Annotated in this window: 16 protein-coding genes; 12 read left to right on the forward strand and 4 right to left on the reverse strand. The window is 73.3% G+C overall.

All coding sequences use genetic code 11. The features are described 5' to 3' along the window. Positions 1 to 46: 46 nt before the first annotated feature. Positions 47 to 772, reverse strand: a complete 726-nt coding sequence (locus tag HCN08_RS22940; RefSeq protein ID WP_407648864.1) for a sensor domain-containing protein — start codon at positions 770 to 772, stop codon at positions 47 to 49. Positions 773 to 1,143: 371 nt separating this feature from the next. On the opposite strand from HCN08_RS22940, the gene HCN08_RS22945 reads away from it, so the two are divergent. The 6 genes from HCN08_RS22945 to HCN08_RS22970 all read left to right on the forward strand — a co-directional run bounded on the left by HCN08_RS22945 (position 1,144) and on the right by HCN08_RS22970 (position 10,661). Continuing rightward, the gene (locus HCN08_RS22945; RefSeq protein WP_167985090.1) at positions 1,144 to 1,653 is read left to right on the forward strand and encodes a YwqJ-related putative deaminase; all 510 of its coding nucleotides are present in this window, start codon (positions 1,144 to 1,146) and stop codon (positions 1,651 to 1,653) included. After that, the gene (locus tag HCN08_RS22950) at positions 1,650 to 2,153 is read left to right on the forward strand and encodes an SUKH-3 domain-containing protein (RefSeq protein ID WP_167985091.1); all 504 of its coding nucleotides are present in this window, start codon (positions 1,650 to 1,652) and stop codon (positions 2,151 to 2,153) included. Before HCN08_RS22945 ends, HCN08_RS22950 begins: the two co-directional genes overlap by 4 nt. A gap of 335 nt (positions 2,154 to 2,488) precedes the next feature. After that, on the forward strand, positions 2,489 to 3,277 hold the full coding sequence (locus HCN08_RS22955) for an ABC transporter ATP-binding protein (protein ID WP_167985092.1): 789 nt from the start codon (positions 2,489 to 2,491) through the stop codon (positions 3,275 to 3,277). Beyond that, positions 3,274 to 5,844, forward strand: a complete 2,571-nt coding sequence (locus tag HCN08_RS22960; protein ID WP_167985093.1) for an ABC transporter permease — start codon at positions 3,274 to 3,276, stop codon at positions 5,842 to 5,844. The genes HCN08_RS22955 and HCN08_RS22960 overlap by 4 nt, the downstream gene beginning before the upstream one ends. 271 nt (positions 5,845 to 6,115) lie before the next feature. After that, positions 6,116 to 9,655, forward strand: a complete 3,540-nt coding sequence (gene mfd, locus HCN08_RS22965) for a transcription-repair coupling factor (protein ID WP_167985094.1) — start codon at positions 6,116 to 6,118, stop codon at positions 9,653 to 9,655. Between the two features lie 82 nt (positions 9,656 to 9,737). Beyond that, the gene (locus HCN08_RS22970; protein WP_206319120.1) at positions 9,738 to 10,661 is read left to right on the forward strand and encodes a TolB family protein; all 924 of its coding nucleotides are present in this window, start codon (positions 9,738 to 9,740) and stop codon (positions 10,659 to 10,661) included. Between the two features lie 44 nt (positions 10,662 to 10,705). Here the strand turns inward: HCN08_RS22970 and HCN08_RS22975 are convergent, their stop codons facing one another. Together HCN08_RS22975 and HCN08_RS22980 are read right to left on the reverse strand one after the other, a co-directional pair. Further along, on the reverse strand, positions 10,706 to 12,436 hold the full coding sequence (locus tag HCN08_RS22975) for a DUF2079 domain-containing protein (RefSeq protein ID WP_167985095.1): 1,731 nt from the start codon (positions 12,434 to 12,436) through the stop codon (positions 10,706 to 10,708). 100 nt (positions 12,437 to 12,536) lie between these two features. Then, positions 12,537 to 13,241 (reverse strand): hypothetical protein, encoded by a 705-nt coding sequence (locus tag HCN08_RS22980; protein ID WP_167985096.1) that lies wholly within the window; start codon positions 13,239 to 13,241, stop codon positions 12,537 to 12,539. 199 nt (positions 13,242 to 13,440) lie between these two features. Between HCN08_RS22980 and HCN08_RS22985 the strand changes: the two genes are divergently transcribed. The 3 genes from HCN08_RS22985 to HCN08_RS22995 all read left to right on the forward strand — a co-directional run bounded on the left by HCN08_RS22985 (position 13,441) and on the right by HCN08_RS22995 (position 17,998). Continuing rightward, positions 13,441 to 15,498: an N-6 DNA methylase gene (locus tag HCN08_RS22985; protein WP_322974625.1), complete on the forward strand. Its 2,058-nt coding sequence runs from the start codon at positions 13,441 to 13,443 to the stop codon at positions 15,496 to 15,498. Between the two features lie 269 nt (positions 15,499 to 15,767). After that, a complete protein-coding gene (locus tag HCN08_RS22990; RefSeq protein WP_167985097.1) occupies positions 15,768 to 16,463 on the forward strand; it encodes a hypothetical protein in 696 nt (231 codons plus the stop codon). Beyond that, positions 16,460 to 17,998, forward strand: a complete 1,539-nt coding sequence (locus HCN08_RS22995) for a serine/threonine-protein kinase (RefSeq protein ID WP_167985098.1) — start codon at positions 16,460 to 16,462, stop codon at positions 17,996 to 17,998. The genes HCN08_RS22990 and HCN08_RS22995 overlap by 4 nt, the downstream gene beginning before the upstream one ends. 19 nt (positions 17,999 to 18,017) lie before the next feature. On the opposite strand, the gene HCN08_RS23000 is transcribed toward HCN08_RS22995, so the two are convergent. Beyond that, a complete protein-coding gene (locus HCN08_RS23000) occupies positions 18,018 to 19,580 on the reverse strand; it encodes a DUF2079 domain-containing protein (RefSeq protein WP_167985099.1) in 1,563 nt (520 codons plus the stop codon). Positions 19,581 to 20,066: 486 nt separating this feature from the next. Here HCN08_RS23000 and HCN08_RS23005 point away from each other — a divergent pair, with 486 nt between their 5' ends. The 3 genes from HCN08_RS23005 to HCN08_RS23015 all read left to right on the forward strand — a co-directional run bounded on the left by HCN08_RS23005 (position 20,067) and on the right by HCN08_RS23015 (position 22,688). Further along, positions 20,067 to 20,768 carry an HNH endonuclease family protein gene (locus HCN08_RS23005; RefSeq protein ID WP_407648865.1) on the forward strand — a complete coding sequence of 234 codons (702 nt, stop codon included), beginning with the start codon at positions 20,067 to 20,069 and terminating at the stop codon, positions 20,766 to 20,768. 164 nt (positions 20,769 to 20,932) lie between these two features. Next, complete coding sequence (locus tag HCN08_RS23010) at positions 20,933 to 21,589, forward strand: SurA N-terminal domain-containing protein (RefSeq protein ID WP_167985100.1); 657 nt, start codon at positions 20,933 to 20,935, stop codon at positions 21,587 to 21,589. Between the two features lie 34 nt (positions 21,590 to 21,623). Continuing rightward, a complete protein-coding gene (locus HCN08_RS23015) occupies positions 21,624 to 22,688 on the forward strand; it encodes a nucleoside triphosphate pyrophosphohydrolase (protein WP_167985101.1) in 1,065 nt (354 codons plus the stop codon). Positions 22,689 to 22,705: the final 17 nt, after the last annotated feature.

Genomic DNA, 22,705 nt, shown 5'->3' on the forward strand with positions numbered 1-22,705 from the left:
CTCGCAGCCGGCTCACGACCACCCCCTCAGCAGCCCACCCGCAGCGCTACTTACGGGCCGCCAGCGCCGCCTTCAGCTTGTCGTTCTGCTTGCGCGCCACCTCGACCGGCAGCGGCCCCGCCCCGCCCGCGGACTTCACCGACACGTACGCCGTCACCGTGTCGCCGGTCTGCACCACGGTCAGCAGCGCCGCGCCCGTCTTCTTGTCGGCGGTGTCCGTCATCACCCACGACACCGCGTCGTCGCCCACCGGCACCGCCGGCCCCTTGGCGACGCTGAAAGGCGTCTTCGTGCCCGTGCTGTCGGTCGCCGTGAAGGCGGTGCAGCCGGCGACCGCGGACTTCACCGACGCGATGACCTTCTTCGCGTCACCGGGCGCGTGGCTGGCCACCAGCATCTGGTTGATGACGTCCGGCGTCGCGCCCGCCGTCGCCGTCGTCTTGGCGAAGGCCGCGCCGACGAACGCCATGCGGTGGATCCTCGGGTTGCTGCTGGTCATGTCGGCGAGCGGCTGGCAGGCCGGCTTGTCCGCGGTGAGCGTCGAGGTGTCGGAGGTGTCCGCGGTCTGCGACGGCTGGACCGTCCAGCCGGGTACGTCGGTGTCGGTGACCAGTGCCTTGCTGAGCTGCTCGGTGGTCAGCGGGGCCTTGCCGGACAGCACGTTGGGCGTCCCGGAGTCGGGCTCGGGGGAGCCGCCGCCCGAGGAGCAGGCGGCGACGAGCAGCAGGGCGGGCAGCACGGCGGCTGCCAGGCGTAGCCGGGCGGTGTGCATCGAGGTCACGAGGTCACATTCCCTGGTTCGGCGGTGTGGGGGGACCCGCGTCGCTCCGCGGGCCGACTGCCGATCCTCCCCGCCGGGACGGCCCCGCGTCCATGCCGCACCTGACGCTGTGTGCACCCTGTGCCCCACCTTCGCACGGTCCGGCCCGCTCCGTATGCGGCCGTATGCGGCGGTCGTGTGTTCGGTGTGTACGCACTGTGTTTCCCATGTCCGCATTCGGTCACCGGACGGTGACATGGCCCACACACAATGGGCACGCGGACGCGTATCGCTTCCCCATCACGCGACCCGTTTGGCACTCTGATCGGCAACGGGGGGATCGCCCGCGCTCGCGCGGGCGGACGGAGGGACGCACGTAGAACATGACAACTCACTTCCGGGCGACCGGAACCGCCGACCCCAGGGTGAACTGGGGAGCGCCGCGGCACACCGAGGGGCCGCCGCGGCTGCGGCACCGCAGGGACGGCATCCTGCCCGCGGTCGCCGCCGCACTGTCCATCCGGGACGAGGTCCTGACCTGCACCGGAGCCAAGGGCGACCAGCCGCCCGCGCTGCACCCCATCGTGCAGGAGTTCCTCGACGCGCTGCCCGCCGTGCAGCGCGAGCGCTTCACCGGCCGGTGCGCGGAGCCGGTGCTGATCTCCCGCCACCTGGCCACCGTCGAGGCGCAGCGCGGCAAGCGGGCCGCCCGCCGCCCGCTGACCCAGGGCGAGGCGCGCAAGGCGCTGCGCGGCGCGAAACTGACGGCCCGCCGGATACGCGAGGACGGCGACCCGGCGCACGGCTCGTACGTACCGCCGTGCCGCTCGTGCGCGCCGCTGCTCGCGCACTTCGGGGTACGGGCGGTGGACCCGGCGGCGGGCGGCGAATGAGCACCCCCGCGGCGGCCAGCGCCCGCTTCCCCGCCCACGTCGACGCCGCGCTGCGGGCCGGCGGCTGGCAGCCGGGACGCTGGGACATCAAGCAGGCCGAGGAATGGGCCGACCTGCTGCGCGGCCATGTGTCGCCCGGCGGGCACCGCCACCGGGTCTTCCCCGCGGCCGTCGAGGCGTGGGCGGAGTTCGGGGGCCTGGCGTTCCCGGCCGCCGCCGGGCCCGGCCGGCACGCCGCGCCCAGCGCGGTGACCGTCGACCCGATGCTGGGCCTGCACATGGCCCGTACGTTCGGCGACCTCGGGCGGGCGCTGGAGACCGAGGTGAGCCCGCTCGGCGAGGAGCCCGGCTCCGGGGCGCTGCTCGCCATCGACGCCGAGGGCCGGGTCTACACCGTCGACCACGCCGGCGACTGGTACGCCGGCCCCGACGTCGACCTCGCGCTCACCGCGCTGCTCGGCGGCGGGCGCACCGTACGCCTCACCCTCGCGACGGACTGAGCCCCGCGGGGCCGAGCCCTGCGTGCCGGCGGGCCTCGCGTGCCGGCGGGCCTCGCGTGCCGGCGGGCCTCGCGTGCCGCCGAGGTCCGCCGTGCCGCCCCTGACTCCGGTATGACCCGAGGCCCCGGGTCCCCTAGGGGGCGGCACCTACTTTTGGGGTGCCGCGGTTCGTACCGGCGGATGACGTTCCCGCCTTACCCGTTCCCTACCTTCGTAGTGCGGGGTGGGGATAGCCCCACCCGCGAGACGGAGACCTTCCCCATCGTGCGACGCGGCGGGTTCCCGCAGGCTGGTGTACACACAGCAGCCCGACACACGACGACGCAGGAGTGACAGTGACAACGGCAGTGACGATTCCCAGGTCCGGGGGCAACGGAGAACGGTCGGCTGTTGCCGCTGCGGGGCGCTCGGTGACGAAGGCGTACGGCTCGGGCGAGACCCGGGTGGTGGCCCTGGACGCGGTCGACGTGGACATCGCCCGCGGCAAGTTCACCGCGATCATGGGGCCCTCCGGCTCCGGCAAGTCCACCCTCATGCACTGCCTGGCCGGTCTGGACACCGTGACCTCGGGCCGCATCTGGGTCGGCGACAGCGAGATCACCGGGATGAAGGACAAGAAGCTCACCCAGCTGCGCCGGGACAAGATCGGCTTCATCTTCCAGTCCTTCAACCTGCTGCCCACCCTCAACGCGGCGGAGAACATCACGCTCCCGATGGACATCGCGGGCCGCAAGGTCGACCGCGACTGGTTCGAGCGGGTCGTGGAGACCGTCGGCCTCGGCGGTCGGCTCAAGCACCGCCCGACCCAGCTGTCCGGCGGCCAGCAGCAGCGGGTCGCGGTCGCCCGGGCGCTCGCCGCCCGCCCCGAGATCATCTTCGGCGACGAGCCGACCGGAAACCTCGACTCGCGCGCCGGCGCCGAAGTCCTCGGCTTCCTGCGCCGCTCGGTCGACGAGCTCGGCCAGACCATCGTCATGGTCACCCACGACCCGGTCGCCGCCTCCTACGCCGACCGCGTCCTCTACCTCGCCGACGGCCGGATCGTCGACGAGATGGCCAACCCCACCGCCGACTCCGTGCTGGAGCGCATGAAGTCCTTCGACGGCCGCGGGAGGACGTCGTGACCGTCCTGAAGACCTCCGCGCGCAACTTCTTCGCGCACAAGGGCAGAATGGCCCTCTCGGCGATCGCCGTGCTGCTGTCGGTCGCCTTCGTCTGCGGCACCCTGGTGTTCACCGACACCATGACCGCCACCTTCGACAAGCTCTTCGGCTCCACCGCCTCCGACGTCACCATCAGCGCCAAGAAGGTCGACGACCGGCAGGCCACCGGCATCCCGGACACCGTCCCGGCCTCGCTGCAGGGCAAGTTGCTGAAGGTCCCCGGCGTCGCCAAGTCCGACCCCGACGTCACCAGCCAGGACGTCACCGTCGCCGACTCCCACAACGAGAAGATCGGCTCGTCCTCCGGCGCCCCGACCATCGTCAGCAACTGGGACCCGACCGAGACCAAGGCCGTCGAGCTGTCGTCCGGCCACCTGCCGCAGACCGCCACCGAGGCCGTCGTCGACGCGGACACCGCCAAGAAGAAGCACCTGGAGATCGGCCAGACGCTGCGCGTCATCGCCGCGCCCGGCGACTTCAACGTGACCATCTCCGGCATCGTCACCTTCAAGACCACCAACCCGGGCGCGGCCGTCGTCTACATCGACACCGCCACCGCCCAGGCCAAGCTGCTCGGCCGGACCGACGCGTACACCGGCTACGGCCTGACCGCCACCTCCGGCACCACCGACGACCAGCTCAAGCAGAACGTGCGGGCGGCCATCGGCACCGGCTACACCGTCGACACCGCCGCCGAGACCAAGAAGAAGGACCAGGACGACCTCGGCGGGTTCCTGAACTTCATGAAGTACGCGATGCTCGGCTTCGCCGGGATCGCCGTCCTGGTCGGCATCTTCCTGATCGTCAACACCTTCTCCATGCTGGTCGCCCAGCGCACCCGGGAGATCGGCCTGATGCGGGCCCTCGGCTCCAGCCGCGGGCAGGTCAACCGGTCGGTGCTGGTCGAGGCGGTGCTGCTCGGCGTGACCGGCTCGGTGCTCGGCATCGGCGGCGGCATCGGACTGGCCGTCGGGCTCATGCACCTCATGGGCAAGGTCGGCATGAAGCTCGACACCTCCGAGCTCACCATCAAGGCCAGCACCCCGCTGGTGGGCCTGGCCATCGGCGTCATCGTCACGGTGGTCTCCGCCTACATCCCGGCCCGCCGGGCCGGCAAGATCTCCCCGATGGCGGCGCTGCGCGACGCCGGCACCCCCGCCGACGCCCGGGCCGGCCGCATCCGCGCCGCGATCGGCGTCCTGGTCAGCGCCGCCGGCGTGCTCGCGCTGCTGGGCGCCTCGCAGGCCGACAAGGCGTCCTCGGGCGGCGGGCTGCTGGGCCTGGGCGTGCTGCTCACCCTGGTCGGCTTCGTGATCGTCGGCCCGCTGCTGGCCGGTGTGATCGTACGGGCGGTGAGCGCGGTCGTCCTGCGCTTCTTCGGCCCGATGGGACGCCTGGCCGAGCGCAACGCGCTGCGCAACCCGCGGCGTACCGGCGCGACCGCCTCCGCGCTGATGATCGGCCTGGCGCTGGTGGCCGGGATGTCGGTGGTCGGCTCCTCGATGGTCGCCTCCGCCGACGACCAGCTCGACTCCTCCGTCGGCGCGGACTTCATCGTCCAGGTCGGCAGCAACGGCGGGCAGCCGCTCACGCCGGCCGCGGAGAAGGCGCTCACCACGACCAAGGACATCGACCACTTCACGCACTACACGATCGTCAACGCCAAGCTCACCACCGCCTCCGGGGAGACGGTCAAGACGGACTTCAGCGCCGCCGACCCCACCTACCCGCAGGACCTGCGGCTGAAGACCACGCAGGGCAAGCTCGCGGACGCCTACGGCAAGGACGCGATCTCGGTGCCCGAGGGCTTCGCCAAGGACCACAAGCTGGCGCTCGGCGACGAGGTCACCGTCACGATGACCGGCGGCCGGCCCGCGCACCTGAAGATCGCCGCGATCACCAGTGACGACACGACGATCGAGCACGGGTCGATGTTCATGAACATCGCGACCGCCCGCACGTACCTCCCGGCCGACAAGATGCCCGGCGACTTCATGATGTTCGCCAAGGCGGTCGACGGCAAGGAGAAGGAGGCGTACGCCGGGCTCAAGGCATCGGTCAAGGACTACCCGCAGATCGACGTCCGCGACCAGACCGACTACAAGAAGCTGGTCCACGACCAGGTCAACCAGCTGCTCTACCTCATCTACGCGCTGCTGGGCCTGGCGATCATCGTGGCCGTCCTCGGCGTGGTCAACACGCTCGCCCTCTCCGTGGTCGAGCGCACCCGGGAGATCGGCCTCATGCGGGCCATCGGCACCTCGCGGCGCCAGCTGCGCCGGATGATCCGCCTGGAGTCGGTCGTCATCGCCCTCTTCGGCGCGCTGATCGGCCTCGCCCTCGGCCTCGGCTGGGGCGCCACGGGCCAGCGCGTCCTCGCCTCCGAGGGCCTGGGCGTCCTCCAGATCCCCTGGGCGACGATCGTCACGGTCTTCATCGGCTCCGCGGTCGTCGGCCTCCTCGCCGCACTTCTGCCCGCCCTGCGGGCAGGCAGGATGAACGTCCTGAACGCGATCGCCACGGATTAGTCAGCGCCTATGCGCCCCTCCGGCGCCCCCGTGCCCTCCTACCCGGGCGCGGGGGCGCCCTGCTGCCCGGACCTCGGGCCGCGGCGCGGAAAAGTGCCCCGCGGCGCAGCCGTGGCTCGGGTCGCGCGGAGCGGGAAGCGGTGTCGGAGCAGCCCGCGGCCGGAGGCCGTACGCTGGAGGAGCCCCGGCACGTGCGACGTGTCGGGCGATTGCGTTGCCCCGTGCGGCGGCGGCGCGCCCCCTCCTACGTACCCTCCGGGACGGAACCCTCATGAGTCTGAACGGTCTGGTCGACGCCGCCGTCGCCGACAGCGCCCTCGCCGAGGCGGTCCAGGCCGCGGTCTCCGGCGCACGCCCCCACGTGGACCTGGTCGGCCCGCCGGCCGCCCGGCCCCTGGCCATCGCCGCCCTCGCGGCGAAAGCGCACCGCACGGTGCTCGCCGTCACCGCCACCGGCCGCGAGGCCGAGGACCTGGCCGCGGCGCTGCGCTCCATGCTGCCGCCCGACGCCGTCGCGGAGTACCCGGCGTGGGAGACGCTGCCGCACGAGCGGCTCTCGCCGCGCAGCGACACCGTCGGCCGCCGGCTCGCCGTCCTGCGTCGGCTCGCGCACCCGCGGGCCGACGACCCGACCGCCGGCCCCGTCCAGGTCGTCGTCGCCCCCATCCGCTCGGTGCTGCAACCGCAGGTCAGGGGCCTGAGCGAGCTGGAACCCGTCGCGCTGGCCACCGGGCAGACCGCGGACCTCGGGACGGTCGTCGACGGCCTGGCGGCAGCCGCGTACGCCCGGGTGGAGCTCGTGGAGAAGCGCGGCGAGTTCGCGGTGCGCGGCGGCATCCTGGACGTCTTCCCGCCGACCGAGGAGCACCCGCTGCGGGTGGAGTTCTGGGGCGACGAGGTCGAGGAGATCCGTTACTTCAAGGTCGCCGACCAGCGCTCCCTTGAGGTCGCCGAGCACGGCCTGTGGGCGCCGCCCTGCCGTGAGCTGCTGCTGACCGCCGACGTACGGGCGCGGGCGGCGCAGCTCGCCGCCGAGCACCCGGAGCTCGGCGAGATGCTGGACAAGATCGCCGAGGGCATCGCGGTGGAGGGCATGGAGTCGCTGGCGCCCGCGCTGGTGGACTCCATGGAGATGCTGCTGGACGTGCTGCCGGCCGGCTCGATGGCCGTGGTGTGCGACCCGGAGCGGGTACGGACCCGGGCCGCGGACCTGGTGGCGACCTCGCAGGAGTTCCTGGAGGCGTCCTGGGCGGCGACCGCGGGCGGCGGCGAGGCGCCGGTCGACCTCGGCGCGGCCTCGCTGTGGCCCATCGCCGACGTCCGCGAGCACGCCCGGCAGCTCGGTGTGCCGTGGTGGTCGGTGAGCCCGTTCGCCGCGGACGAGGCCGACGACCTCGACGGCGACGTGCTCGTGCTCGGCATGCGCGCCCCCGAGCTCTACCGCGGCGACACCGCCCGGGCCCTCGCCGACACCAAGGGCTGGCTCGCCGACGGCTGGCGTACGGTCTACGTCACCGAGGGCCACGGCCCGGCCGCCCGGGTCGCCGAGGTGCTGGCCGGCGAGGGCATCGCCGCCCGCCTGGACACCGAGCTCGCCGATGTCGCCCCGTCCGTCGTGCATGTCGCGACCGGCTCCCTGGAACACGGCTTCGTCCACCCGCAGCTGCGCCTGGCGGTGCTGACCGAGACCGACCTGTCGGGCCAGAAGTCGTCCACCAAGGACATGGGGCGCATGCCGTCCCGGCGCCGCAAGACCATCGACCCGCTCACCCTGACCAGCGGCGACTACATCGTGCACGAGCAGCACGGCGTCGGCCGCTACGTCGAGATGGTGCAGCGCACCGTCCAGGGCGCCACCCGCGAGTACCTGGTCGTCGAGTACGCCCCCGCCAAGCGCGGCCAGCCCGGTGACCGGCTGTTCGTGCCGACCGACCAGCTGGAGCAGATCACCAAGTACGTCGGCGGCGAGGCCCCCACGCTGCACCGCCTGGGCGGCGCGGACTGGACGAAGACCAAGGCGCGGGCGAAGAAGGCCGTCAAGGAGATCGCCGCCGACCTCATCCGGCTGTACTCCGCGCGGATGGCCGCCCCCGGCCACACCTTCGGACCCGACACCCCCTGGCAGCGCGAGCTGGAGGACGCCTTCCCGTACGTGGAGACGCCCGACCAGCTCACCACCATCGCCGAGGTCAAGTCGGACATGGAGAAGTCCGTGCCGATGGACCGGCTGATCTGCGGCGACGTCGGCTACGGCAAGACCGAGATCGCGGTGCGGGCCGCCTTCAAGGCAGTGCAGGACGGCAAGCAGGTCGCCGTCCTGGTGCCGACCACGCTGCTGGTGCAGCAGCACTTCGGCACCTTCTCCGAGCGCTACGCGCAGTTCCCGGTCAACGTACGGGCCCTGTCCCGCTTCCAGACCGACACCGAGGCCAAGGCGGTGCTGGAGGGCTTGCGCGACGGCTCGGTGGACGTCGTCATCGGCACCCACCGGCTGTTCTCGTCCGAGACCCGCTTCAAGGACCTGGGCCTGGTCATCGTCGACGAGGAGCAGCGCTTCGGCGTCGAGCACAAGGAGCAGCTGAAGAAGCTGCGGGCCAACGTGGACGTGCTCACCATGTCCGCGACGCCGATCCCGCGCACCCTGGAGATGGCGGTCACCGGCATCCGCGAGATGTCCACCATCACCACCCCGCCGGAGGAGCGGCACCCGGTGCTGACCTTCGTCGGCCCCTACGAGGAGAAGCAGATCGGCGCGGCCATCCGGCGTGAACTGCTGCGCGAGGGCCAGGTCTTCTACATCCACAACCGGGTCGAGTCGATCGACCGGGCGGCGGCGCGGCTGCGCGCCATCGTGCCCGAGGCCCGGATCGCCACCGCGCACGGGCAGATGAGCGAGGCGGCGCTGGAGTCGGTCGTGGTCGACTTCTGGGAGAAGCGTTTCGACGTGCTGGTCTCCACGACGATCGTCGAGTCCGGTATCGACATCTCCAACGCCAACACCCTCATCGTGGAGCGCGGCGACACCTTCGGCCTGTCGCAGCTGCACCAGCTGCGCGGGCGGGTCGGCCGCTCGCGCGAACGCGGCTACGCCTACTTCCTCTACCCGCCGGAGAAGCCGCTCACCGAGACCGCGCACGAACGGCTCGCGACGATCGCCCAGCACACCGAGATGGGCGCCGGCATGTACGTCGCCATGAAGGACCTGGAGATCCGCGGCGCCGGCAATCTGCTGGGCGGCGAGCAGTCCGGCCACATCGCGGGCGTCGGGTTTGACCTGTACGTGCGGATGGTGGGCGAGGCGGTCGCCGACTACCGCTCGGCGCTGGAGGCGGGCGGCGAGCCGGAGGAGACGCTGCTGGAGGTCAAGATCGAGCTGCCGGTCGACGCGCACGTCCCGCACGACTACGCGCCGGGCGAGCGGCTGCGCCTCCAGGCGTACCGGGCGATCGCCGCGGCGACCTCCGAGGAGGACATCACGGCGGTGCGCGAGGAACTCGCCGACCGGTACGGGCCGCTGCCCGAGCCGGTGGAGAACCTGCTGCTGGTGGCGGGCCTGCGGATGCTGGCCCGCAAGGTGGGCGTCACCGACATCACCCTGCAGGGCTCCAACGTCCGCTTTGGCCCCGTCGAGCTGCGCGAGTCGCAGGAGCTGCGGCTGAGCCGCCTGCACCCGCGCTCGGTGCTCAAGCCCGCCACCCGCCAGGTGCTCGTGCCGCGGCCGACGACCGCCAAGATCGGCGGCAAGCCGGTCGTGGGGCGCGAGCTGCTCCAGTGGACGGCCGAGTTCCTGACGACGGTCCTGGGCGGCTGAGCGCTCCCGCGGGCCTCGTCCGTACGCGGGCGGTACGTCCCCGGCCGGCGGGCCGGGGGCGGCGCGCGGATACAGTGCGGGCGTGACGATCACCGATGCGGGAACGAACGTACGGCCGCTGGCCCCCGGGCAGCGCGCCAGGCTGTGGGTCGGCGACATCGACGGCGGCCCGCCGCGGCTGGTGTACGAGACCGCGCACAGCGCCCTGGAGGCGCCGAACTGGTCCCCGGACGGCCGGTGGCTGGTCGTCAACCAGGACGGCCTGCTGCTGCGGCTGCCCGCCGGGGCGTCGTACGGCGACGGGACAGTCCCCGAGGCCATCGACACCGGCGGCATCACCGACGCCAACAACGACCACGTCCTTTCCCCGGACGGCGGCACCGTCTACCTCTCCGCCGGCGACGGGCACATCCACGCCGTGCCCTTCACCGGCGGCCCGGCCCGGCGCGTCACCAACGACCGCGGCCCCGGGCCCTTCCGGCACTTCCTGCACGGCGTCTCACCGGACGGGCTGACGCTGTCGTACGTCGGCGTCGAGCCGTACGGCGGCGACGAGTGGGGCTACCGCAACATCTTCACGCTGCCCTCGGCCGGCGGCCCGGACACCCGGCTGACCGACACCCCGGCTCCGGCGGACGGCCCGGAGTTCACCCCGGACGGCGAGTGGATCGTCTTCAACTCCGAGCACGGCGCCACCCTCCCCGGGCACGCCCAGGTCTTCCGGATGCGCCCCGACGGCTCCGAGCTCACACCGCTGACCTCGGACGACCGCGTCAACTGGTTCCCGCACCCCTCACCCGACGGCCGGCACCTGCTCTACATCAGCTTCCCGCCCGGCACCGAGGGCCACCCCGCCGACCGTGACGTCGTCCTGCGCCTGCTGCCCCGGTCCGGCGGCACCCCGTGCGACCTCTACGCCTTCTTCGGCGGCCAGGGCAGCCTCAACGTCAACAGCTGGGCACCGGACAGCCGGCACTTCGCGTACGTGGACTACCCGCTGGGGTGAGCGGGGGCTGCGGCAGCCCCCGCGCCGTGCCCGCGGCCCCCCGGTCAGTTGCGCCGGAGGATCACATAGCCCTCCGCACTGGCTATCTGCGTGTACGTCGCCCCGGGGTGCAGCTGCGACCCGTAGGTGACCGGATCCGGCACCCACCCGCTGGAGTTGTCGATCGCGATGTACTGCGGCACCACGCCCTTCGTCCCGCCCACCCAGTACACCGTCGTGCGGTGCACCAGCCGGCTGATCGGCCCGACGTTCGCCTCCACCGTCGCCCCGTCGGGTATCTGGTCCAGCAGCTTCTCGATCGACTTGGTCCGCGCGTCGACCTTGTACGTGTCCCCGTGGCCGAGTGACGCCAGCGGCAGCGACAACGTCAGCGCCATCGCCGCCCCCACCGCCGCGGCCGGCACCCCGGAGGCGTACGACCGCAGCCACGGCGTCCGGCTGCGCCGCGACCGGTCGGCCGCGTCCACCAGCGCCAGGAACACCACCGGCATCAGCACCGCGCTGTAGTGCCACGCCGTGCCCCAGTTCTCCGGGTAGTGCGACACGAAGCGCCAGCCGATCGTCGGCAGCGCCGCCACGATGAGCGGCGACCGCAGCGCCAGCAGCCCCGTCGTGGGCAGCAGGATCCACAGCAGCGTCCGCAGCGCCGTCCCGAACGGGATGTGCCCGGTCAGCGTCCCGTCGCCGTTGATGTGGTTGAACGCGTCATAACCCGGCCCGTAGAACGCGGGGATCAGCACGGTGATGGCCAGCGCGGACGCCGCCACGCCGAACCCGATCAGCCCGATCGCCCACGGCCCGTACCGCTCGCCGTCACTCAGCGGCCTCTCCACCTGCCCACCCCCTTCCGTCTGCGTCCCCGCGTCACCCGCGGCATCAGCCGCACCATCTCCGGCCGCGCCGTCGTCCGGCCCGGCCGCCTTCGTACCCGCACCCGCCCCGGCGCCGCCCGTACCCGCAGCGGCCTGCGCCGTCCCCGAGCCGGCCCCGGCTCCAGCCGTGGCCCCGGCGGGCGTGCCCTGCTCCGGACCGGCGCCCGGCGCCGCCGCCTGCGCCGGGACCCGCGCCGCGGACCGCTCGCCCTGCTCGCCCTCCCGGGTGCGCCACCAGACGATCGCGCCGATCACCGCGGCCGTGACGCCCAGGTCCTCCTTGACCAGCACCAGCGGCACCGCCCACCACAGCGCCGCCGCCCACCGCCGGCGGACGATCGCCTCCATCGAGAACGCGAGCAGCGGCATCGCGAAGGCGATCTCGTGGAAGTCGAAGTCGACCGCCCGCTGCACCCCCCACGACAGCCCGTACGCCGCCCCGATCGCCAGCCCGCGGCCCCGGCCCAGCAGCAGCCCGGCGCCGCGGGTGACCGGGACCACCGACAGCGCGAACAGCAGCGCCTGCGCCACCAGCAGCGTCACCGGAGTGGGAAAGACCCGGTAGAAGGGCGCGATCAGCGCGGTGATCGGGCTGAAGTGGTCGCCCAGCGCGTTGAACCCCGGGCCCTTCAGCGTCGTGACCGGCGCGTGCAGATGCGCGTACCCCTTGACGGCCTGCTCGAAGATGCCCAGGTCCCAGGACATCGTGAGCATCCTGCGGTACCTGACCAGCGACAGCAGCAGGTACGCCACGAAGAACACGACGCCCAGCACATAGGGGTCGAAGCGGCGTCCCGGTATCCGCAGCGGTCCCAGCCCCGCCGCGCCGGTCGTTTCCGGCTCGGCGGCCGGTTGTGCCGCCTTGCCGCCGGGCTGCGGTATGACGGCCTCGGCCCTGTCCATCGTCGTCCTCCCGAGGAAGCGGGGTCGGGGTCTGCCGGAAAAGATACGGGACGACGCTGTCCGCGGGGGACCCGTGCGACGGACGGGTCTTCCGCACCCGTCAGCCGGTCTTGGTCCAGGTGCCGCAGTCGGCCGTCTTGAAGTAGGCGTCCTTGGCGGTGATGGTCACCACGGCCTGGCCCGTCACGTTGTCGTTCGCCGCGATCGAGTCCACGTCGTGCAGCGCGTCCTTGTCACGCTCCCAGTAGCAGGTCTCGCCGCCCTTGGCCTTGTACGTACCGGCGGCTATGTCCGTGCCCACCTTGTACATCCCGTCCGCCATCGACGTCTTCGGCGCCGCGGGCTTGTCCGTCCCGGCCGGGAACCAGTCCTTGCAGTCCGTCGAGGTGAAGATCTTGTCGGTCGGCTTGATCGTCACGTAGCTGCTGCCCGCGACGGTGTCGTTGGCCAGGATCGAGTCGGTGTCGCCCTTGGCGTCCTTGTCGCGCTCCCAGTAGCACATGCCGTCCGAGTTGCCGGTCGTCCGGTACGTGCCGGGCTGGAGGTCCTTGCCGACCTCGAAGGTGCCGTCCCCCTTGAAGGCGGGCTTGGCGGCCGGCTTGTCGGCGGGCTTGTCCTCTTTCTTCTTGTCCCCCGCGGACGCAGGCGCGGACGCGGGCGCGGAGGAAGGGGCCGTGCTCGCAGAGCCGCCCGAGCCGGACGAGCCGGCGGAGTCGTCGTCGGGACCGCAGGCCGCGAGCCCGAGCGCGAGGAGCGCGCTGACGGTGCCCGCGGTGGCGAGCCGGACCAGAGACGTCTTGGACATGGGAATCCCCCCTGTTGCTCGGCGGGCCCCGACGGGCCCTGTGAACCGTTGCCACCATGAGAGCATCGAACTGTGAACCGAGTCAACAGCATTTCTCGAAAGAGTGAAGTTCACGCCGTGAAGGGGTCTGATCGTGATCGCTGGGTATGCTCGACATCACACACGCGAGATCGCGGACGACCGGGGGAAGGAGAGGAACGTGCCCGAGCACGCGAGCGAGGTGACAGCCGCGGGGATCGCCAGGCTGGCCGGTGTCGGCAGGGCCGCGGTCAGCAACTGGCGCCGGCGCCACGACGACTTCCCCAAACCCGTCGGCGGGTCCGACACCAGCCCGACCTACGAGCTGTCCGCCGTCGAGCGGTGGCTGCGCGAGCAGGGCAAGCTCCCCTCCGTCCCGCTGTACGAACGGCTCTGGCAGCGCGCGGACAGCCATCCCGCCGGTGTGCCCGCGGCCCTGCGCGTCGCGGGCTCGATGCTGATGCTCCTGCGCGAGGACCCGCGCCTGGCGATCAGCTACAGCGCGGCGTCCGACGACGAGCTGGCCAGACGCCTGCCGGCCGAGCTGGAGTCGGCGCTCGCCGCCCGCTTCGGCCCCGGCCACCCCGTGCGGCTGCCCGAGCGGCTGGACGACGCGGTGCCGCTGCTGCGCACGACCGCCAAGTTCGCCGAGGACGTCGGTCCGGCCCAGACCTACGAATTCCTCTTCGGCCGCTATCTGGACGCCAACCCGCGGCAGTTCGTCCTGACCCCGCCCGGCCCCGCCGAGCTGATGGCCGCGCTGGCCGGCGAGCTTCCCGGCAGCGTCCTGGACCCGGCGTGCGGCAGCGGGGCGCTGCTGCGCGCCAGCCCCGCCCGGCGTTCCGTCTACGCGCAGGAGATCGACCCCGAGCTGGCGTCGCTGACGGCGCTGCGGCTGGCGATGGCCGCCGATCCCGGTGTCGGCATCCGCGTGCGCACCGGTGACGCGCTGCGCGAGGACGCCTTCGGCGAGCTGACCGTCGACACCGTGCTGTGCCACCCGCCGTTCAACGACCGCAACTGGGGCCATGACGAGCTGGGCTACGACGCCCGCTGGGAGTACGGCTTCCCGGCCCGCACCGAATCCGAGCTGGCCTGGCTCCAGCACGCGCTGGCGCACGTACGCGAGGGCGGCTCGGTGGTGATGCTCATGCCGCCGGCCGTCGCGTCCCGCAGATCCGGCCGCCGGGTGCGGGCCGACCTGCTGCGCCGGGGCGCGCTGCGCGCGGTCGTGGCACTGCCCGCCGGGGCGGCGCCGCCGCACGGGCTGCCGCTGCATCTGTGGGTGCTGCGCAAACCCGACCCCGAGCACCGGCCGCCCGCCGACCTGCTGCTGTTCGACGCCGCCGGGATGCCGGGCGCGGGTCCGGACAAGGCGCCCTGGTTCGCCGTCAGCACCGCCGTGCTCGACGCGTGGACTGCCTTCGACCGGCACGGTGCGCCGGCGAACCAGCCCGGTGTCAGCCGCGTCCTGCCCGTCATCGAACTGCTCGACGACGACGTGGACGTGACGCCCGCGCGGCATCTGCCGCCGGCCGCCGCCGAGGGCGGGGCCGCGGCGCTGGAGTCGGTGCGGGAGCAGCTGACGCACACCCTGCGCCGCACCGCCGACATAGCCCCGGCCCCTTCGGCGACCGGCGAACCCGCCCGCTGGCCTACCACCACCGTGGGCGAACTGGCCCGGGCCGGTGCGCTGCTGATGCGCGCCGGTGGCGGTGGCAGTGCGCCGGCGGAGGAGTCGGCGGGCCCGCGGGCGGTGCTGACGGAGCATGACGTGATCGCCGGCGGCGGACCGACGGGTGTGCTGCCGCCGGCCCGGCCGGAGGGCCCCGCCGAGGAGCCGGTGCTGGTGGAGGAGGGGGATGTGGTGGTGCCGGTTCTCGGCGGCGGGGCGGTGGCCCGGGTGGTCGACGCGACCGCGGCCGGCGCCGCGCTCGGGCGGAACGTGTATCTGCTCAGGCCGGACACCGCCGCGCTCGACCCGTGGTTCCTGGCCGGTTTCCTGCGCGGGACGGCCAACAACCGCCAGGCCAGTAGCTTCGCGACCACCTCCACCCGGCTGGACGTGCGGCGCCTCCAGGTGCCGCGGCTGCCGCTGGCCGACCAGAAACGGTACGGCGACCGCTTCCGCACGCTGGCCGCCTTCGAGGGCACCCTGCGCCAGGCGACCCAGCTCGGCGAACAGCTCGTCCAGGGCCTCTACGACGGGCTGACCGACGGGACGGTGCGCCCCGGATAGTTATCCACAGGGCGTCGACGAACCCGCGCCGCCTGCCCGTTGTGGCCGATACGCTCTCGACTAGGGCCTGTTTTAAAAGTAGCGTCGTCCCGCCCGTTAGGGCGGGGGCTGGCGGGGCTGGGTGCGTGCGATTGCAAGGCGGAGGGAGGAGAGCGCAGCGGGCTGCGCCGACGACTGACAACGCGGCAAGCGTGCGTGCCCAACCCCGCCAGGCAGACGGGACTTTTAAAACAGGCCCTAGTCATCCGCTTCGACGACCAGGAGCACAGATGTACGGCCCCGGCATCACCCAGCCGCCGCCTCGACCCGCCGGTCGCGGCGCGGTGGTCGGCATGCGTGTGCTCTTCACCGCCCTGCCGGTGCTGTCGATCGGGTTCCTCGCCTGGGGCTCGATGCTGCGGCTGGCGATCGTGCGGCACAAGGCGCAGGACTGGGCGCTGATGGTGGTCGACATCGTGGCCGTCGTCATCGGCTACACCCTGGTCGGGCTGGCCCATGACAACACCGACACCTGGCAGTCCAACGTCGGCACGCTGACGATCCTGGCCTGCATGCTGGGCACCCCGGCGTATTTCCTGGTCGTGGACCTCCGCCGCAAGGAGGTGCAGCCCGCGGGGTATGCGATGCCCGCCGGCTACGGCATGCCCCACCCGTATGCCACCGGGTACGGCCCGATGGGTCCGGCGCAGGCGCAGGCCCAGGGCGTCATACCCGGCCCCGCGCAGGCCGGCCACCAGCCGCCGGCCGCCGGTCACACGCCCTACCCGCACCAGGCCCCGCCGGTGCAGGTGCAGACGCCGATGCCGCAGCAGACTCCGCAGCCCCGGCAGGGCCCGATGACGGCGCAGGGCCCGGCGCCGGCGCAGGGTGCCGGGTCGGGCGGGGCGCAGCCGCCGCGGATCAGTCAGGTACGTGCGGAGCTGGACGAGTTGAGCGACTACCTCCGCAAGGAGGAGGGGAGGTGATCGGCCGGCTCATCGCCGGCCGGTACGAACTGTCCACGGTGATCGGCCAGGGCGGCATGGGCCAGGTGTGGACGGCCTACGACCGCCGGCTGGACCGCCGGGTCGCGGTGAAGCTGCTGCGGCCCGACAAGGTGGCCGGCGGTGACGAGGCCGACGAGCTGCGGCAGCGCTTCGACCGGGAGTGCCGGGTCACCGCCCAGGTCGACCACCCGGGGCTGGTGACGGTGCATGACGCCGGCGCGGACGGCGACGACCTGTATCTGGTGATGCAGTACGTGGAGGGCGCCGACCTCGGCGACCACCTCGCCGAGCACGAGCCCTATCCGTGGCCGTGGGCGGTCGCGGTGGGGGCGCAGCTGTGCGCGGTGCTGGCGGCGGTGCACGCGGTGCCGATCGTGCACCGCGACCTCAAGCCGCGCAATGTGATGGTGCGCCCGGACGGCACCGTCACGGTGCTCGACCTGGGCGTGGCGTCGGTGATGGACACCGACACGACCCGGCTGACGCACACCGGCTCGCCGATCGGCAGCCCGGCGTACATGGCGCCGGAGCAGGCGATGGGCGGCGCGGTCGGGCCGCGTACCGACCTGTACGCGCTCGGTGTGCTGCTGCACGAACTGCTCAGCGGCAATGTGCCGTTCGCCGGTACGACGGCCCTCGGGGTGCTGCACCGGCATCTGTACGAGGCGCCGGTGCGGCTGCGCCAGTTGCGGCCGGAGGTGCCGGAGCCGCTGGAGTCCCTGGTGCTGCGGCTGCTCGCCAAGGACCCGCAGCACCGCCCAGCGGGTGCCCAGGAGGTCTACCAGGAGCTGGCGGCGCTGCTGCCGCCGTCCGGTGCCGGGCAGCGGGCGCTCGGGCCGATGGACCCGACCCGGCCGTTCCTGCGACCGCAGGCGCCCTGGCCGGAGCGGTCCGCGGCGGCGATGCCGGCCCGGCCCGTGGTGCCGCCGCGCCCTGCGGCACCGCCGCCGAAGGACACCGACCTCGCGGGGGCGGTCGACGAGGTGAAGCGGCTGCTGGACGCGGGCCGGATCACCCAGGCCGTGGATCTGCTCGGCGGCATCATCCCGGCCGCGGCCGAGAAGCACGGCGAGCACTCGCCGGTCCTGCGGGCGCTGCGCAAGCAGTATGCGGCGACGCTGATGGAGGACGGCCAGTACCGCCGGGCGCTGCCCGAACTGCGGCGGCTGTCGGATGAGTTCGCCTCGCAGTACGGCGGGGCCGACCGGCAGGCGCTGCAGTTCCGCTACGAGGCGGCGCAGTGCCTGGAGCACCTCGGCGACCCGAGGGCGGCGCTCGGCGAATACCGGGTGCTGCTGCCGTACTTCGAGCGGTACTCGGCCACCAGCCCCGGCACGCCGCTGGACATCCGCCGGCGGACGGCGCATCTGCTGCTGTCCATAGGCGACCGCGCCGCGGCCCGCGACGTGCTGACCCGGCTGCTCTACGACGCCGAGCGGGTGCACGGCCCGCACCACCCGTTCCCCGCCGAGATCCGCAGGACGCTGGCCTGGCTCGGCCAGGTGCATGTGTGAGCGGCGGCGCCCGGCGGGGTCACTCCCGGCGCAGCACGACATAGCCGCCGGCGTCGGCGACCGTCACATAGCGGGCCCGCGGGTGCAGTTGGCGGGCGTAGCCGGCCGGGTCCTGGAGCCAGCCCGACAGGTTCTCGAAGGCCATGTAGTCCGGCGCCCGGCCGCCGGTCTGGCCGACCCAGTAGACGGTGGTGCGGCGCACCAGGCGGCTGAGCGGGCCGACGTTGGCCTCCACCGTGGCGCCGTCCGGGATGCGGTCGAGGGCCTTCTTCGCGGCCCGCGTGCCGGCGTCCACCCGGTAGGCGTCCCGGTGGGTGAGCCCGGCGGCCGGGAGTTGGGTGCACAGCGCGAGCGCCGCCCCGAGCATGGCGGCGGGCACCGCGCGGACCGGTGAGCGCAGCCACCGCGGCGCCCGCCGGCGGCCCGGCGCACCCGCGCCGACGAGGGCGGCGCAGTCCACCGTGGCGAGGAAGACCACCGGCATGAGCACCGCGTTGTAGTGCCAGGCGGTGCCCCAGTTCTCCGGGTAGTGGGAGGCGAAACGCCAGCCGAGCGTCGGCAGCGCGACCAGCAGCAGCGGTGAGCGCAGCGCCAGCAGGCCGCCGGCCGGCAGCAGCAGCCACAGCACCGTACGCAGCGCGGTGACCGGCGGGACGTGGCCGGTGAGCGAGCCGTCGCCGTTGATGTGGTTGAACGCGTCGTAACCGGGCCCGTGGAAGGACGGGATGAGCCAGCCGATCTCCCACGCCGACATCACGACGCCGAAGACCATCAGCCGCACGGCCCACCGGCGGACCTCGCCGCCGCCCGCCGCGCCGCGCACGGTGTCCTTGCCGGCCCGCAGCCACACGACCGCGCCGATCATCGCCGCCGCCACCCCCAGGTCCTCCTTGACCAGCACCAGCGGCAGCGCCCACAGCATCGCTGCCGTCCAGCGCCGCCGCAGGACGGCGGCGAGCGAGAAGCCCAGCAGCGGCATCGCGAAGGCGATCTCGTGGAAGTCGAAGTCGACCGCCCGCTGCACCCCCCACGACAGCCCGTAGGCCGCGCCGACCGCGAGCCCGCGGCCCCGCCCCAGCAGCAGCCCCGCGGTCCGGGTGACCGGCACCACCGACAGCGCGAACAGCAGCGCCTGCGCCACCAGCAGCGTCACCGGGGTGGGGAACAACCGGTAGGCGGGGGCGATCAGCGCGAGGACCGGGCTGAAGTGGTCGCCCAGCTCGTCGAAGCCCGGCCCCTTCAGGTCGGCGACCGGCGCGTGCAGATGCGCGTAGCCCTTGACGGCCTGCTCGAAGATGCCGAGGTCCCACGACATCGTCTCCATCCGGCGGTACCGCGACAGGGACAGCGCCGCGTAGAGCGCCGAGAACGCCGCGGCGAGCAGCCATGCGTCGAGCCGGGCCGGCAGCACCCCGGGGCGCCCGGGCCGCCAGGACCGTACGTTCCACCAGGGCGCCTTCGTGCGCGTGCCCGCCCCGGCGGGCGCGCCTGCCGCCGGGCCGCGCGCGGGCGCGGGAATTTCCCGCGGCCCGGACTCCTGCGCCGGCAGTACCGCCTCCGCACGCTCCCGCTCGCCGTCCATGCCCCGAGTGCTCCCTTCGCCTCGGCCGCCCGCCCATTGCCACGCGGTGACCGTTTTGCCCCGTTAAGGGATGAGTCCAGCTTGGCGACGGGACGGCGGACGCCCGCCGCGGCACGCCGTGCGGTGACCAGGTAGCCGGATCCGGTGGCGGCCCGTCACGGCGGCAGCCGTAGTCTGCGCCGGCGGGGGAAGACATCTGACGTACCGTTCCTCCGCTCGGCGCACCGGTTCGGGGCACCGGCCGGCACCCCAGGGAAGGCGCAGATGGCATCCACGCTCACCCCGTCCGACGGTCCGAGGCGACCGTCAGGGCCGAAGGCAACGACGGCACCCACCCCAGCGACCCGACCGCCCGCACCGACCGCACCGACTGCACCGACCGAACCGCCCGCACCCGTCGGCCGCGCCGGCACGACCGGCCCCGCCCGCACCCGTACGGCCCCCGCCCGTACCGCCCCCGCGTGGTCCCGTACGCCCGCCCGGGCCCTGCTGTGCGCCACGGCCCTCACCGTCGCGCTCGGCGGCGGCCTCGCCGGCTGCAAGGGCACCACCGTCGGCGGCGCCACCGGCAGCGCCTCGCCGCCCGCCGCGGGCGCGCCCGGCGACACGGCCGGCGCCCATGGCAGCGCCCTGGCCGCCGTCGACGGCCTCGCGGTCAAGGGCCGGGCGCCCAAGACCGGTTACTCGCGCGAGAAGTTCGGCCCGGAGTGGGCCGACACCGACCACAACGGCTGCGACACCCGCGACGACATACTCAAGCGCGACCTGAAGAAGACCGTCTTCCGCGCCGGCACCAAGGGATGCATCGTGACCGCCGGCGTCCTGGCCGACCCGTACACGGGCACGTCGATCACGTACAAGCGCGGCGCCAGCAAGGTCGACATCGACCACTCGGTGGCCCTGTCGGACGCGTGGCAGAAGGGCGCGCAGCAGTGGACCGCCGACAAGCGGCGGGACTTCGCCAACGACCCGCTCAACCTGCTGGCCGTCGACGCGTCCACCAACCGCCGCAAGAGCGACGGCGACACCGCCACCTGGCTGCCGCCCAACAGCGCCTTCCGCTGCTCCTATGTCGCGCGGCAGGTCGCGGTGAAGAAGAAGTACGGCCTGTGGGTGACGGCCGCCGAGCGCGACGCCATGCGCAAGGTGCTGGGCGGCTGCCCGAACCAGCCGCTGCCCGCGGGCTGACGGTCGCCCGCCGTGTTCCGGCGTTCCGGCGATCCGGCGTCCCGGACCGGGTTGTGCGGATCCTGTGCGGCGGAGTGCTGGATATCGGCGGGCCCGGATCAATATCCTCGTGCGAGATCATCACATCAGCATCGTGAGGCTTGTTGCCCTGCCGGGAGGCACCCATGGTCCGCCGCCGCACCGCCGTCTCGACCGCCGCAGTCGCGCTGCTGCTGGCCGCCCCCGCCCTCACCGCCTGCGGGTCGTCGGGACCGGACCGCACCGGCGCCGCGGCCGTCGTCGGTGACCAGCGGATCACCGTCGCGCAGCTCCAGCACCAGGTCAACCAGGTGCGGTCGGCGCAAGCCGCGTCGCAGCAGAGTGCCCAGCTGATCGCGGCGAGCGGCAAGCTGTCGTCGCAGACGCTGAGCATGCTCGTGCAGAACACCGTCATCGAGCGGGCCGCCGCCGACGCCGGGGTGTCCGTCACCGACGACGAGGCCCAGCAGGACCACGCGGCGGCGCTCCAGCAGTTCGGCGGCAGCGAGGAGGCCCTGGACGCCACCCTGCTCCAGCAGTACGGCGTCGCCCCTTCCCAGGCCGACGACTTCTTCCGGACCAACGCGCTGGTCGGCAAGCTGATCACCAGCCTCGGCTTCCAGCCGGGCAGCGACGGCGGCCAGACCGCCGTGGTCGACGCGATCTCCAAGACCGCCGACAAGCTCGGCGTGACGATCAACCCGCGCTACGGCACGTGGGACCGCAAGAAGGCCGTCATCGGCGACACCACCGACCCGTGGGTCGTCGTCAAGACGCCCACCGGCCAGTCGCCGGCGGCGTGACGCCGCTGTCGGACCCGCGCGGTACGTTCGAGGGGTGAACAACGACGACTCCGCGACCGGCCCCGGCCGGCTGGTCCTGCTCACCACCAGCCACCGCGTGGCGCCCGGGCAGCTGTCCTGGCCCGCGTGGCGGGCGCTGCAGGACGCCGACCGGGTGCTGTGCCCCGACCCCGGGCACCCGCAGCTGCCCTTCCTGCGGGACGCCGGGCTCGCCGTGGAGATCGCCGCGCCCACCGGCCGCGAGCTGGTCGAGGCGGCGGCCGGTGGCCGCACGGTGGTGTACCTGCCGGCGGACGGCGGCGAGGGCGATCGCGAGGTGACGGCGGAGCTGGCCGCGCTCGGCGGCTCGGGCCTGGTCGCGATGCCCGACCTGGAGCTGCTGCCCGGCTCGTACGACCTGCCGGGCGCCCGGCTGCTGGACCTGGTCCAGGTGATGGACCGGATCAGGGCCGAGTGCCCGTGGAGCAGCCTGCGCACCCACGAGGACCTCGCCAAGTACGGCATCGAGGAGATGTACGAGCTGGTCGAGGCGATCGAGGAGGGCGACCGCACGGCGGTGCGCGAGGAGCTGGGGGACGTCCTGCTTCAGGTGGTCTTCCACGCGGCCATCGCCGAGGGCGACCCGGACGAGCCCTTCGACATCGACGACGTGGCGGCCGGCCTGGTGGCCAAGCTGGTGCACCGCCACCCGCACATCTTCGGCGACGAGGTCGCCGAGACCCCCGAGCAGGTGCAGGCCAACTGGATACGGCTCAAGGGCGTCGAGAAGGCCCGCGAGTCGGTCACCGAAGGCGTCCCGCTCGCGTCCCCCGCGCTGGCGCTGGCGGCCAAGCTCGCCGGCCGGGCCCGCCAGGCCGGGCTGCCGCTGCCGGTCACCCCGCCGGCCCCGCTCTACGACGACGAGGCCGCGCTCGGCGACCACCTGCTGGCCGAGGCCGCCGCCGCCCAGTCCGCCGGCATCGACCCCGAGGCGGCGCTCCGGCACGCCGCCCGCCGCTACCGCACCGCCATACGGCAGGCCGAGGAGCAGGCCGGGACCGGACAGCAGGCCGAGCAGCATGCCGGGGCCGGGCGGGAAGCGGCGCCGGGCGGGCAGTAGGCGTACGGCGCGGTCGC

Source organism: Actinacidiphila epipremni (assembly GCF_012034175.1).
Taxonomy (GTDB): Bacteria; Actinomycetota; Actinomycetes; order Streptomycetales; family Streptomycetaceae; genus Actinacidiphila; species Actinacidiphila epipremni.

Bases quoted from the DNA above. Each gene is read 5' to 3' on its own strand.
- mfd (WP_167985094.1), top strand. From the start codon at position 6,116: ATGAGTCTGAACGGTCTGGTCGACGCCGCCGTCGCCGACAGCGCCCTC.
- HCN08_RS22990 (WP_167985097.1), top strand. From the start codon at position 15,768: ATGTACGGCCCCGGCATCACCCAGCCGCCGCCTCGACCCGCCGGTCGC.
- HCN08_RS22975 (WP_167985095.1), bottom strand. From the start codon at position 12,436: ATGGACAGGGCCGAGGCCGTCATACCGCAGCCCGGCGGCAAGGCGGCA.
- HCN08_RS22950 (WP_167985091.1), top strand. From the start codon at position 1,650: ATGAGCACCCCCGCGGCGGCCAGCGCCCGCTTCCCCGCCCACGTCGAC.
- HCN08_RS22945 (WP_167985090.1), top strand. From the start codon at position 1,144: ATGACAACTCACTTCCGGGCGACCGGAACCGCCGACCCCAGGGTGAAC.
- HCN08_RS22980 (WP_167985096.1), bottom strand. From the start codon at position 13,241: ATGTCCAAGACGTCTCTGGTCCGGCTCGCCACCGCGGGCACCGTCAGC.
- HCN08_RS23000 (WP_167985099.1), bottom strand. From the start codon at position 19,580: ATGGACGGCGAGCGGGAGCGTGCGGAGGCGGTACTGCCGGCGCAGGAG.
- HCN08_RS23010 (WP_167985100.1), top strand. From the start codon at position 20,933: ATGGTCCGCCGCCGCACCGCCGTCTCGACCGCCGCAGTCGCGCTGCTG.
- HCN08_RS22940 (WP_407648864.1), bottom strand. From the start codon at position 772: ATGCACACCGCCCGGCTACGCCTGGCAGCCGCCGTGCTGCCCGCCCTG.